This is a genomic window from Arthrobacter sp. DNA4, assembly GCF_024362385.1.
In the GTDB taxonomy this organism is placed as follows: domain Bacteria; phylum Actinomycetota; class Actinomycetes; order Actinomycetales; family Micrococcaceae; genus Arthrobacter.
The window spans coordinates 365,509-378,545 of sequence record NZ_CP101466.1; the positions used below are offsets into that span (position 1 = coordinate 365,509).

Genomic DNA, 13,037 nt, shown 5'->3' on the forward strand with positions numbered 1-13,037 from the left:
CCTAGCGCCGTCGGCAGATCCTGTGGCCCACGGGGAAAGTGGTGAGCTGAACCACAATACTATTCCAACCATTGGAAGCTCCCTGTCGAGGGGAAATGACGGAACGCGATGCTGGAACTCCCAGCAACCGCACTTCAGGAGTCCCGCCGCATGAGCGCCCCCACCCGGCTTCGGGCCGAACACCTGCCTGAGGCGCTGGGCCTGACCGTCACCGCACCCCGGCTGGGCTGGACGCCGCCCGCCGGCACCAACAGCCAGACGGCCTACCGGATCACCGCCGGCAACGGCTGGGACACGGGCCGGCAGGAATCAGCCGCGTGCAGCGGCATCCCGTACACCGGCCCCGCGCTGGACTCCCGCAGCCGGTTCGAGTGGCGCGTCCGCACTTGGAACACCGGCGGGAAGGGTACCGAAACCACCAGCGATTGGTCCGAAACCATGCCCGTGGAGCTGGGCCTGCTGCATGCGGCGGACTGGGCAGCGCAGTGGATCGGCCCTGAGGAACCAGAAGTGCCTGCGCCAGGGGAGCGGCCCGGGTACGCCCTCACCAAGACCTTTATGCTCCCGGCCGCCCCGGCCAAGGCCCGGGCCTACGCCACCGCCCACGGCATTTACGAGCTCTTCATTAATGGCCACCGCGTGGGCGACCAGCAGCTGACCCCTGGCTCCACCAGCTACAACGCCACGCTCCAGGTCCAGGCCTACGACGTCGCCACACTGCTCCGCGAAGGCAGCAACACCGTCCGCGCGGTCCTCACCGACGGCTGGTACTGCGGCACCTTCGGGTACACGCGCGACGCCGACATGTACGGAACGCACACAGCCCTCCTGGCGCAGCTCGAAATTGAGTCCCCCGCAGGCAGGCAGGTCATCGGCACCGACGGCTCGTGGCTGGTGTCCGCCACGGAGATCGTCAGTGCCGACCTCATGGCGGGCCAGCGCGTCGATTTCAGGACGGCCGACGGCGGCAGCGCACCCCAAGCGGGCAGTTTGGCCACTGGCGCCCGCGCACCGAAGCCGCGTCACGCCGTCGTCCGTCCCGGTAGTTTCACTGCACTGGCCGGACCTCTCGCACCGCCCACCCGGGTGACACAGGAGCTGGTGCCCGTGTCCATCATCCGGCTGGCCAACGGCAATCAGGTGGTGGACTTCGGCCAGAACATCCACGGCTGGGTCCGGCTCTCCAGGCTGGGGCAACGGGGGGAAACCGTCTCCCTGGAGTACGGTGAATCGCTCGGGGAGGACGGCGACGTCACCCGGGACCACCTGCGGCCGCACGATTTCCGCTTGCCAGGGGCGTTCCGCGACGCGGGCCAGGTGGACACCGTCATCTCCTCTGGGGCCGAGGGGGAAGTCTTTGAACCCCGGCACACCACCCACGGCTTCCAGTTCGTCTCCGTCCAGGGCCTGGGGGAGGACCTGAAGCCGGCGGACATTACGGGCTGCCTGGTCCGGACCGACCTGGAGCGCATCGGTACTTTCAGCTGCAGCGATGACCGGCTGAACAAGCTGCATGAAATCGTTGAATGGAGCTTCCTTGGCAACTCCTGCGAGGTCCCCACCGACTGCCCGCAGCGCGAAAAGGCCGGCTGGACGGGTGACTGGCAACTGTTCGTCCCCACCGCCGCCTACCTTTACGGCGTGACCGGCTTTTCCCGGAAGTGGCTGCGCGACGTGCGTGCCGACCAGTGGGACAACGGAATCGTTGCCAACATCTCGCCGTCGCCCGGGCCCTCGGTCACCTCGGCGGAGTTCATGGGCTTCACCAACGGGTCTGCTTACTGGGGCGACGCAATCGTGATGGTGCCCTGGGAGCTCTACCTGGCCACGGGGGACGCGTCGATCCTCGCCGAGAACTGGGAAGCCATGCAGCGCTGGCTGCGGTTTGTCCGCACCAGCGCCGAAACACAGCGGCATGCCGCCCGGGGCGCCGCACGCACCGGCCCCGCACCGCACGAGCAGTACCTCTGGGACACCGGCTTCCACTTTGGCGAATGGATGGAACCGGGCGGCCCGGAACCTGACCTGTTCGCTGCCCGCAGTGCCGACCATGGGATCGTGGCCACCGCCTACTACCGGCACACCACGGACCTGATGGCACGCATCGCCCGTGTCCTGGGCCTGGACGCGGACGCCGCCGAGCTCGCAGAACTTTCAGGACGGATCCGGGACGCGTGGGAAACGGAATACCTCGATCCGTCCGGCCGCGTCACCCATGCCACCCAGGCCAACTGCGTCCGTGCCCTCGCGTTCGACCTCGTCAGCCCCGGGCACCGCCCCACCGTGACCGCGCAGCTCGCAGGACTGATCCGGGACGCCGGCACGCACCTGGGCACGGGCTTCCTGGCCACGCCCTACCTGCTGCCCGTCCTGGCGGACAACGGCGAACTGGACTTGGCCTACAAACTGCTTATGCAGGACTCCGAACCGTCCTGGCTCGCCATGGTGGACCGTGGCGCCACCACCGTGTGGGAACTGTGGAACGGCATCGACGCGGACGGCATCCCGCACCAGTCGCTCAACCACTACAGCAAGGGCGCGGTGGTGTCCTTCCTGCACCGGTATACCGCCGGGCTTCGGCAGGCCCACGGCAGTGCGGGCTGGGAACGGATCGTCATCGAGCCCCGGCCGGGGGCCGGCATCACCTCCGCCACCACCTCCCACCAGGGGCCGCGCGGCCTGATCGAAGTGCGTTGGGCTACCGACGGCGCCGTGCTGACGCTCACCGCCACGATCCCCTCCGGCACCACCGCGGAGGTAAGGCTGCCCGGTGAACCGGCCGCCGTCGTCGGGCCCGGACACCATACTTTCCTTGCCGCAACCGGCCGGGACACCGCACAACCTGAACTGATGAGGAGCACACTATGACAGTGGACAACGCTACCGACGTAATGGACCCGTCGCGCCCTGAAACTTCCCGGCCTGGAGGCAGGGAGGTTCCGCCGATGCCCGTCTTCGATGCGCCGGGAACCCCTGAGCACGTCTCGGACGCCTCATCGGTGCACCGTGAGCTCACCTACGCCAAGGCCATCGGGTTCCGGCCGCTGAAGCTGGACATCTGGCTGCCCCGCAACGCAACCGGGCCCACGCCGCTGGTCCTCTGGGTGCACGGCGGCGCGTTCCAGCTGGGCGACCGCCGGGAACTGCCGCCCACCTTCGCGCCCGACTCCGTGTTCCGGCTGCTTAACCAGGCCGGCATTGCCTGCGCCACGGTGGACTACCGGCACTCCCTGGAAGCCCCGTTCCCGGCACAGCTCCACGACATCAAGGCCGCGGTCCGCTACCTCCGTGAATTCGCCGGTGACCTGAACATCGACCCGGACCGGTTTGGCGCCTGGGGCGAATCCGCCGGCGGCCATCTGGTGGCGCTCTTGGGACTCACCGGCAACCGCGGCGACCTGGATGGCGGTCTCGGTGTGCAGGGGCACCCAAGCAGCGTCAGCGCCGTCGTCGATTTCTACGGCGTTTCCTCGCTGGTGGACATCCCGCCCATCAACATTCCTGACGAACTCTTTCCCCCGGCCCTGACCGCCGCTGTCCCGCCCGGAAGGTCATTGCAGCCGGAGAACATGCTGGTGGGCGGCTCGGATGATCCCGAACTGCTGGCCGCGGCCAGTCCCGTCAGCTACGTGACGGCTGACGCCGCACCGTTCCTCCTGGTCCACGGCGATTCGGATGGCTTGGTCCCGCACTCGCAGACCGACCTCCTGGCCGCCGCGCTCGCCAAGGCCAACGTGGAACATGAGGTGGTGACCATCAAGGGCGGCGACCACTGCTTCTTCGGCGCCGAGGACCAGCTGGACACCATCCTGGCCGCCGCCGTCGATTACTTTTCACGGAAGCTGGGAACTCCATGACATCCCGGACAGAACCAGCCGCAGGGTCCCCGGGGCTCTCCCGGAGCGCCCAGGGGGAGACCGCGGCCGGTTTCGCGGAGTACCTGGCCACGCCGGAAGGCCCGAAGTTCCTCAACCCGGACGCCGTGCGTTCGCCCGGGCCCGACGTTCCCATCCGCACGGTGACGGCGGATGGCCGGCACGGGCCGGTGGCCATCCGGATCTACGGGGAGGCCGCCGCTGCCGGCAGCCCTGCCCTGGTGTGGCTGCACGGCGGCGGCTTCGTCAGCGGGAGCGTGGACATCCCCGAATCGGATTACCTGGCACGGGTGCTCGCGGCCCAGGGGACGCCGGTGCTGTCCGTGGACTACCGCCTGGCGCGTAATGGCGTGTCCTTTCCCATCCCGCATGATGACGCCCTGGCCGGTTGGTTCTGGGCGCGGAAGAACGCCGAATCACTGCGCCTGGATCCGGACCTGCTCTGCCTGGGCGGTGCCGGTGCCGGCGGCAACCTCGCCGTGGGCGCCGCGCTCTACCTGATCGACGCCGGCAAGCCACTGCCCGCGAAACTCCTGCTGGCCTATCCCTTCCTGGATGCCGAACTCCCGCCGCCGGCGGGAGGACTGGACGAAGAGGTCATGGCCGGGCTGCCGCGGCACCTGCGGTTCACGCTGGAGGACTGCATCCGGACGGCGGAGAACTACGTGGGCGGTCCGGTCAGCATGGCACCGTCCTATGCCATGCCCGGCTACGCGGATCCTGCCGGACTTCCGCCCACCGCTTTGCTTGCCTGCGAGTACGACGATGCCCGCGGCTCAACCGAGCAGTTTGCCTCGGCATTGGAGCGGGCAGGGGTTCCGGTGTCCTACTTCCTTGCCGAGGGCGCAGTACACGGCCACCTCAACCACACGGCCGGGCTGCCGGAGGGCCAGGCGGCCCTGGACTTCCTGGCGGGCGAGCTGGCGGCGGTGCGGAGGCCTTAATCGCGGAGGCGGGTCAGGGCTGCCCGGAACTTTCCTCCTGGTGGCTGCTGGACCAGATGTCGCCCATTTCCTCGGTGGACTGCTCCACGATCCTGCTCATGGCCGCGTGCGCCGCGGCCGCCTGGCCCCGCTGGATCGCACTGGCCACGTCCACATGCATCTGCAGTGCTTCATGGTCCGGAAGGTGGGGCATCAGGCCGTGCTGGGTCCGGCCCGCCAGCACCTCCGCCACGAGTTTATGCAGCTGCGAAAACATGAGGTTGCCGGAGGCGTCGAGGACCGCTGCATGGAACTCGATATCCAGTCGCAGGAAATCGTCCTGGTCTCCCCGCTGCCCGGCCGCCCACAGCCTGGCGGCCATGGAGACAAGGTCGCTGGCCTGGTCCAGTGAGGCGCGTTCGGCGGCCAGGCGGGCGGCCTGCGGCTCAATGGCGCCGCGCAGCTCGTTAAGGGCCTGCAGCTGCTCCAGCCGCTTGGCCGAGGCCAGCCGCCACCGGATCACCTGGGGGTCGTAGAGGTTCCAGCTGGCCTCAGGCTGCACCACTGTCCCGAGACGCCGGCGGGACTCGAGCATGCCCATGGACGACAGGACCCGGGTGGCCTCCCGGATCACGGACCGCGACACCTTGTGCTGCGCCTCCAGCTCGTCCAGCCGCAGGATGGAGTTCGGTGCCAGCGTTCCCTCGGCAATGGCGAGCCCCAGGTTCTCGACCAGCGATGAATGCAGGTCAGGGGACAACGCCGCCTTTGGGATGGTCATGAATAAATCATATGGGGGCATAGCAAGGTCTTGTATATGTCTGCCTTATTTGTCTATGCTCGCTGAACAGAGCAGACGTAACGAGGCGTTTGTAACCAGCCCGCGCTGATGCGGGCCTAAAGGCAAAGGGAGTCGTAATGAAGCGGCGTTCAATTGTGAAGTACGCGGCCGTGGCCGCGGCGATGTCGCTGGGGCTCACCGCCTGCAGCGGCGGCGGTGGCGGCAGCGACCAGGCGAAAGAGTCCGGCACCGTCCGCGTCACCCTCGCCAACCACGTGTGGACCGAAGGCATCAAGGCCGCCATTCCGGAGTTCGAAAAGTCCAGCGGGCTCAAGGTCGAACTGACCCAGCTCGGCGAAGACCAGCTCTCGGACCAGTACAACGTCAAGCTCAACGCGGGCAGCGACGAAGTCGACGTCATGATGTACCGCCCGCTGCAGGAAGGCAAGGCCTTCGCCAAGAACGGGTACCTGGCGGACCTGACCAGCAAGGTGTCCTCCGACTCCAGCTGGGACTGGAAGGATTACCAGGAAGGCCCGGTCAAGGCCACCACAGCCGACGGCAAGGTAGTTGGCGTGCCGATCATCACCGAACGCGAAGTCCTCTACTACCGCAAGGACCTGCTGCAGGCCGCAGGGCTCCAGGTCCCCAAGACCATGGAGGAGCTTGAAGCCGCAGCCAAGGCCATCAAGGCTTCTTCGCCTGACACTGCAGGCTTCGTTGCCCGCACCGGCAAGTCCACTGCCGTGACGCAGTTCTCCAGCTTCCTGTACAGCTTCGGCGGTGATTTCATCGACTCCAGCGGCAAGGCTGCCGTCAACACCGATGCAGCCAAGAAGGCCTACGCCTACTACGGCGGCCTGATCCGTAACTACGGCCCCGCCAACGTCAGCACCGACATGAGCTGGCCGGAGGCAATGGCAATCTTCACGCAGGGCGGTGCCGCCTTCTACACCGAGGCTGACTCCCTGTACAAGGACGCCACCGACCCGGCTAAGTCCAAGGTTGCGGACAAGGTAGGTTTTGCGCCGCTGCCCGCCGTCCCCGCCGGAAGCAAGCCGTACAACATCCCTTCCTGGGCCCTTGGCGTCAACCAAAACTCCAGCAACCAGGACAACGCCTGGAAGTTCATCCAGTGGGCCACCAGCAAGGAGCGCACCCTGGCAGCCCAGAAGGCCGGCGTCCCGGGCCCGCGTACCTCGGTCTGGTCCAACCCGGACGGAACCTCCACCTTACCCCAAGGACCTTGCTGACGCCATTGCCGCCAGCGCCAAGAACGGCGTCGGACACGACCGCCCCGAAGTAATCACCGTCGGCAAGGCACGCGAAATCGTGGGCGGGCCCATTGTTGCCAGCATCACCGGCGCGGACACTGCCGCCGCTGCCAACGAGGCCCAGACCGCTTTCCAGACCTTCCTGGACAGCGAAAAGAAGTAGCGCCTTCGTCATCAGCCCGCCGGGACGGGCAGCAACCCCCCGTCCCGGCGCGGCCCCACTTCACCCCCAACTTTTTAGGTGAACCATGTCTGTTTTGAACCCTCCCCGCAGCGCCGGCACCCGCAAGGCCAGTGGCCGCAAGGGCGCAGGGGGGAGCTTTTCCGCCTGGGCCAACCGGCACCGCAAATGGCTCTTCGCCGCACCGGCCATGATCTTTGTCGGCGTCCTGATCATCTTCCCCCTGGCCTGGACCGTGTACCTGAGCCTTACCGACTCCCAGGGCTCCGTCCGCGCCGCCACCGACTTCATCGGGCTGCAGAACTACCTCACCGTCCTGACGGACCTGGAGCGGTTCTGGCCGGCGGTGGGCCGCACACTGTCCTTCACCGGCCTGGCACTTGCCTTCGAGGTAGTCCTCGGCATGGGCATTGCGCTGCTCCTGTGGCGGCCCTTCCGCGGGGAAAAGTGGGTACGGGTGGCCATCCTGCTGCCGCTGGTGGCCACGCCCGTGGCCGTCGGCATGATGTGGCGGCTGATCTTCGATCCCAACATCGGCTTCGCCAACCAGCTCTTGGGCGCAATCGGCATTCCGCCCCAGCCGTGGCTGTCCGGGCAGGACACCGCCCTGGGCACCACCATCTTCATGGACGTATGGCAGTGGACGCCCATGGTGGTACTGATCCTGCTCGCCGGCCTGACCTCGCTGTCGGACGAGCCGGATGAAGCTGCCCGCGTGGACGGCGCAAACGCCTTCCAGCGGTTCTTCTTCATCACCCTCCCGCTGATGATGCCCACCGTTATCGTCGCCATCCTGCTGCGGGGCATCGACGCCCTGAAGACCTTCGACATCCTGTACGCCACCAAGGGCAAAGGCGGCGGCTCGTTCCACGAAGTGGAGACCCTGAACGTCTACGCGTACGGGCTGAGCTTCGACTACAACCAGTACGGGCTCTCCTCCGCCGTGTTGATCCTGTTCTTCATGATCATCATCGGCATCATGTGGCTGCTGACCATGCGCAAGAAAGCGGTAAGCAAATGACCGTCGTGACAGATTCCACCACCGCTGCCAAGCGGACGCCACGGCGGCGCAAGCCGCTGGCCACCCGCGCCTACAAGGTGTTCCGGGTTGTCGCCCTGATCGTTGTGGTGCTGTTCCTGCTCGCCCCGCTGTTCTGGATGCTGCTGGCGTCCCTCAAGACCAACGTGGACATCTATGACACTGCCAAGGCGGTGGTGTTCTCGCCCACGTTCGAGAACTACGCCAACGTGCTCCAGCGCAACAACTACTTCGTCTTCATCTTCAACAGCTTCTGGGTGGCCTTTGTCTCCACGGCACTGTCGATCGTCCTCGGCGTCCCCGCGGCGTACGCGATGAGCCGCTTCACCATGCACCGCTCCGCCTTGGTGGTCCTGATGGCACGGGTTATCCCGGGCGTCTCGCTCCTGGTGCCCTGGTACTACGTCTTCTCCAACCTGCGGATGGTGGGCAGCTTCGAAGTGCTGATCCTCAGCCACATGTTCGTCGCCCTGCCCCTGATCGTCTACATCATGATGAGCTACTTCGATTCACTTCCGCTGGAACTGGAGGAATCGGCCGAGGTGGATGGGCTTACGCCCATCGGTGCGTTCCGCCGGATCACGTTGCCGCTGGCCGTGGCCGGCATCGCCACCGCCGGAATCCTGTCCTTCATCTTCTCCTGGAACAACTTCATGTTCGCCCTGGTGCTATCGGGCGCCAAGACCAAGACCCTGCCGGTGGCGATCTTCGACTTCGTCTCCTACGCGAGCATCGACTGGGGCGGGCTGATGGCCGCGGCGACGGTCGTGACAATCCCCATCATGATCATTGCGCTCTTCACGCAGAAGTACATCGTCTCCGGCCTGACCGTAAGCGCCACCAAGGGTTAGGAACCGCCGCGTGACCGTCATCAGCCGGATCGAAACATTCCTCATTGCCCCCCGCTGGCTCTTTGTCCGGATCGAAACCGACAGCGGCATCGTGGGGTGGGGCGAGGCCACCTGCGAGGGCCGCAGCGAAACTGTGCGCGCCGCCGTCGGACAGCTCTCGGAGCTGCTCATCGGCAGGGATGCCCTCCGGATCGAAGACCACTGGCAGGTCATGACCAAAGGGTCCTTCTACCGCGGCGGGCCCATCCTGGCCAGCGCCGTCTCCGGCCTGGACCAGGCGCTGTGGGACATCGCCGGCAAGCACTTCAACACCCCGGTGCACCAGCTCCTGGGTGGCCACGTCCGCGACCGGATCCGGATGTACGGCTGGGTGGGCGGCGACGAGCCCAACGAGGTGGCCGACCAGATCAGCGCCCAGCTGGAGGTGGGCCTCACCGCCGTCAAAATGAACGCCAGCGGCCGGATGAGCCCGGTGGCGTCGGTGGCAGAGATCGACGGCGTCATCCGCCGTGTCGCGGCAGCCCGCCAGGTTTTGGGTGATCACCGGGACGTCGCCGTCGATTTCCACGGCCGCTTCAGCCTGGCCAACGCCAGGCGGGTGGCGCCCCTGCTGGAGCCGTTCCGGCCCTTCTTCCTCGAGGAACCGGTGGTCCCGGAAAACACCCACCTGCTCCGCGAATTCACCTCATCCACCACCACCCCGGTGTCCACGGGGGAGCGGCTCTACAGCCGGCAGGAATTCCTGCCCGCGCTGCAGGCAGGCATCGCAGTGGCTCAGCCGGACCTGTCGCACGCCGGTGGGATCACGGAGGTCCGCAAGATCGCCGCGCTGGCCGAAGTGTACGAAGTCCAGTTGGCGCCGCACTGCCCGCTGGGCCCCCTGGCGCTCGCGGCCTGCCTGCAGGTGGGCTTCGCCACGCCGAACTTCCTCATCCAGGAACAAAGCATCGGGATCCACTACAACCAGGGCGCCGAAGTCCTGGACTACGTGGTGGACAAGACGCCGTTCAAGTTCGTTGACGGCCACATCGAGCGGCTCACCGGGCCCGGACTGGGCGTCGAGATTGACGAGGCCGTGGTGCGGGCAGCGGACAAGCGCGGCCACGCCTGGCGCGGACCGGTGTGGCGCCACCCCGACGGATCCTTCGCAGAATGGTGAACCCCATGACATCCCAGAACCCAGCTGTTACCTCCGCCGGCCTGCTCGCCGGTATCCGGCAGGCGCGCCTCGTGGGCATCGTCCGCGGGAACGACGGCGGTGCTGCCGCCAAGGCCGCGCTGGCCGCCATGGAGGAGGGCTTCCAGTACGTGGAGATCGCCCTCACCACGCCCAACGCGCTGGACGCCATCCGCGAGGTTCGCGCGGCTGCCCCGGCCGGCTGCCTGGTGGGCGCCGGGACCGTCCTCAGCCAGGCCGACGTCGAACACGTCACCGCAGCGGGCGGCCAGTTCATCGTCACCCCCTCCCTGGCCCCCTCGATCAGCGAGGCCGCCAATGCCGGCATCCCCGTCCTTGCCGGGGCCTTGACTCCCAGCGAGGCCTATGAGGCGATGGAACGCGGCGCCACCGCCATCAAACTGTTCCCCGCCTCGATCGGCGGCCCCGGCTACCTGAAGGCAGTCCGCGATCCCTTCCCGGACATCCCCTTCATCGCCGTCGGCGGCGTGGGCCTTGACGAAGCCGCCGGGTACTGGGAAGCCGGGGCCATCGCCGTCGGACTGGGGGGACCGCTCTTCGGCACGGCGGCCTCGGGCGGTGACCTTTCGGACATGCGGGACCGCGCCCGCCGTTTCCTGGGCCTCGCTGCCGAATTCGCGGCCCGTACCGGGACCCCTTCGTGACGGTGGACCTGCTGACCTTTGGCGAGTCCATGGTCTCGCTCCGGTCCACCGGCCCGCTGGCCTCCGGCGGGACCCTGAACATGCAGGTGGCCGGGGCGGAATCGAACGTTGCCATCGGCGTGGCACGCCTTGGCCACACGGCGGCCTGGGCCGGGTCCGTGGGCGCGGACCCGCACGGCGAGTTCATCGTCAGGCAGCTCCGGGGCGAGGGTGTCCAGCTGCACCACAGCGTCCACCCGGAGCGGAGCACCGGCGTGATGTTCCTGGAGCAGCGCACCGCAGACCTCAGCCGGGCCTTCTACTACCGCGCGGGGTCCGCAGGGGCCACCATCTCGCGTGCGCACGTGTCGGCCGCGCTGGATTGCGGTGCCCGGATCCTGCACCTGACCGGCATCACCGCAGCGCTCAGCCCGGAAGCCCGCGACGCCGTGGAATACGCCGCGGAACGGGCGGCCGCTGACGGTGTGGTGGTCAGCCTCGATGTGAACTACCGCAGCAAGCTCTGGTCTCCGGACCAGGCGCGCGCGGTGCTCGGCCCCCTGGCGCGGCACGCCACCGTCGTCATCGCGTCCGACGACGAGCTCGACCTGATTGCCCCGGCGAACGAGGGGAGCGGGGCGGCTATGGACGAAGCTTCCGCCGCGGCCCGGCTGCTCGACGCCGGAGTCAGCGAAGTGGTGGTGAAGCGCGGCGCAGCGGGCGCGGCGGTTTATACCGCGGAAGGGCGCCTGGAAGCACCGGCCCTCGCCGTGACCTGCGTGGACACCGTGGGAGCCGGGGATGCCTTCACCGCCGGCTACCTCTCGGCGCTGCTCGACGGCGTCGGTACCGCCGACCGCCTGCGGCAGGGCATCCTGGCAGGCGCCTTCGCTGTCAGCACGCGCGGCGACTGGGAGGGGCTGCCGCGGACCGACGAACTCGCCCTGCTTGATGCCGCCAGGGGCAGCACCGTGCGCTGACTCCTGCCCTTCACACTCCAGACCTTAAGAGATTCCAACCCGAAAGCCAGCCATGAAAATCGTTGCCGCCGATGTGTTTGTTACCAGTCCGTCCCGGAACTTTGTGACCCTTCGGATCACGACGGAGGATGGTGTGACCGGTATTGGTGATGCCACGTTGAATGGCCGGGAGTTGGCTGTTGCTGCGTATTTGAAGGAGCATGTGGCGCAGCTGTTGATCGGGAAGGATCCGCACCGGATCGAGGACACGTGGCAGTTCCTGTACCGGTCCTCGTATTGGCGGCGGGGCCCGGTGACGATGGCGGCGATCGCTGCGGTGGATATGGCGTTGTGGGATATCAAGGGCAAGCTCGCGGGGATGCCGGTGTACCAGCTGCTCGGTGGTGCGTCGCGGAACGGGTTGCGGGCGTACGGGCATGCGTCGGGGGCGGATATTGAGTCGTTGTTCGATTCCGTGCGTGAGCACCTGGAGCTGGGGTACAAGTCGATCCGGATCCAGACCGCGGTCCCGGGGATCAAGGCCGTGTACGGTGTGGCGGCGCAGGCGCAGGCGTCGGGGGAGCGGTATGACTATGAGCCGTCCGGGCGGGGTGCGTTCCCGGTGGAGGAGGACTGGGACACCCGCGCCTACCTGCGGCATTTGCCGACCGTGTTCGAGGCGGTGCGGAACGAGTTTGGTCCGGAGATCCCGTTGCTGCATGACGGGCACCACCGGATGACGCCGATCCAGGCCGCGAAGCTGGGCAAGGCGTTGGAGCCGTATGACTTGTTCTGGTTGGAGGACTGCACCCCGGCGGAGAACCAGGAGGGTCTGCGCCTGGTCCGGCAGCACACCACCACGCCGTTGGCGATTGGGGAGATCTTCAATACCGTGTGGGACTACCAGACGCTGATCAAGGAACAGCTCATCGACTACGTCCGGGCCGCGTCCACGCACTTCGGCGGAATATCGCCGCTGAAGAAGGTGATGGATTTCGCCGCGCAGTATCAGATCAAGTCCGGCTTCCACGGGCCGACGGACATTTCCCCGGTGGGGTTCGCGGCGCAGCTGCACGTGGGGTTGGCGATCCATAACTACGGGATCCAGGAGTACATGCAGCACTCGGACAAGACCAACGAGGTCTTCGAGCAGTCCATGACTTTCGTGGACGGGTACCTGCACCCGGGCGACAAGCCCGGGATCGGCGTCGAATTCAACGAAGAAGCCGCAGCAGCCTACCCGTACCAGCAGGCCTACCTGCCCTACAACCGCCTCGTCGACGGCACCGTCCACGACTGGTAATCGCGCTTCGCGTTGACACTGCAGCCGCCC

The 13,037-nt window shown here is 67.1% G+C and carries 11 protein-coding genes; 10 read left to right on the forward strand and 1 reads right to left on the reverse strand.

Translation table 11 applies throughout. From position 1 onward, the window contains the following. The first annotated feature begins 150 nt into the window (after positions 1-150). From NMQ03_RS01795 to NMQ03_RS01805, 3 genes are read left to right on the forward strand one after another with little or no spacing between them, the layout of a single operon-like run. Positions 151-2,868 (forward strand): alpha-L-rhamnosidase, encoded by a 2,718-nt coding sequence (locus NMQ03_RS01795; protein ID WP_255174130.1) that lies wholly within the window; start codon positions 151-153, stop codon positions 2,866-2,868. Continuing rightward, positions 2,865-3,857 (forward strand): alpha/beta hydrolase, encoded by a 993-nt coding sequence (locus NMQ03_RS01800; protein ID WP_255174131.1) that lies wholly within the window; start codon positions 2,865-2,867, stop codon positions 3,855-3,857. The genes NMQ03_RS01795 and NMQ03_RS01800 overlap by 4 nt, the downstream gene beginning before the upstream one ends. Then, positions 3,854-4,819 carry an alpha/beta hydrolase gene (locus NMQ03_RS01805; protein WP_255174132.1) on the forward strand — a complete coding sequence of 322 codons (966 nt, stop codon included), beginning with the start codon at positions 3,854-3,856 and terminating at the stop codon, positions 4,817-4,819. The genes NMQ03_RS01800 and NMQ03_RS01805 overlap by 4 nt, the downstream gene beginning before the upstream one ends. Before the next feature lie 13 nt (positions 4,820-4,832). Here NMQ03_RS01805 and NMQ03_RS01810 read toward each other — a convergent pair whose 3' ends face one another. Beyond that, on the reverse strand, positions 4,833-5,579 hold the full coding sequence (locus NMQ03_RS01810; RefSeq protein ID WP_255174133.1) for a FadR/GntR family transcriptional regulator: 747 nt from the start codon (positions 5,577-5,579) through the stop codon (positions 4,833-4,835). A gap of 137 nt (positions 5,580-5,716) precedes the next feature. Between NMQ03_RS01810 and NMQ03_RS01815 the strand changes: the two genes are divergently transcribed. The 7 genes from NMQ03_RS01815 (at position 5,717) to manD (ending at position 13,007) form a co-directional block, all read left to right on the forward strand. Next, on the forward strand, positions 5,717-6,832 hold the full coding sequence (locus tag NMQ03_RS01815) for an ABC transporter substrate-binding protein (RefSeq protein WP_255174134.1): 1,116 nt from the start codon (positions 5,717-5,719) through the stop codon (positions 6,830-6,832). Between the two features lie 269 nt (positions 6,833-7,101). Beyond that, positions 7,102-8,055 (forward strand): carbohydrate ABC transporter permease, encoded by a 954-nt coding sequence (locus NMQ03_RS01820; protein WP_255174135.1) that lies wholly within the window; start codon positions 7,102-7,104, stop codon positions 8,053-8,055. Next, positions 8,052-8,924, forward strand: a complete 873-nt coding sequence (locus NMQ03_RS01825; protein ID WP_255174136.1) for a carbohydrate ABC transporter permease — start codon at positions 8,052-8,054, stop codon at positions 8,922-8,924. The genes NMQ03_RS01820 and NMQ03_RS01825 overlap by 4 nt, the downstream gene beginning before the upstream one ends. Before the next feature lie 10 nt (positions 8,925-8,934). Beyond that, on the forward strand, positions 8,935-10,083 hold the full coding sequence (gene dgoD, locus NMQ03_RS01830) for a galactonate dehydratase (protein ID WP_255174137.1): 1,149 nt from the start codon (positions 8,935-8,937) through the stop codon (positions 10,081-10,083). Positions 10,084-10,088: 5 nt separating this feature from the next. Then, positions 10,089-10,766, forward strand: coding sequence for a bifunctional 4-hydroxy-2-oxoglutarate aldolase/2-dehydro-3-deoxy-phosphogluconate aldolase (locus NMQ03_RS01835; protein ID WP_255174138.1), 678 nt, complete (start codon positions 10,089-10,091; stop codon positions 10,764-10,766). Then, a complete protein-coding gene (locus NMQ03_RS01840; protein WP_255174139.1) occupies positions 10,763-11,725 on the forward strand; it encodes a sugar kinase in 963 nt (320 codons plus the stop codon). The genes NMQ03_RS01835 and NMQ03_RS01840 overlap by 4 nt, the downstream gene beginning before the upstream one ends. Before the next feature lie 52 nt (positions 11,726-11,777). Next, positions 11,778-13,007, forward strand: coding sequence for a D-mannonate dehydratase ManD (manD, locus tag NMQ03_RS01845; RefSeq protein ID WP_255174140.1), 1,230 nt, complete (start codon positions 11,778-11,780; stop codon positions 13,005-13,007). Positions 13,008-13,037 lie beyond the last annotated feature (30 nt).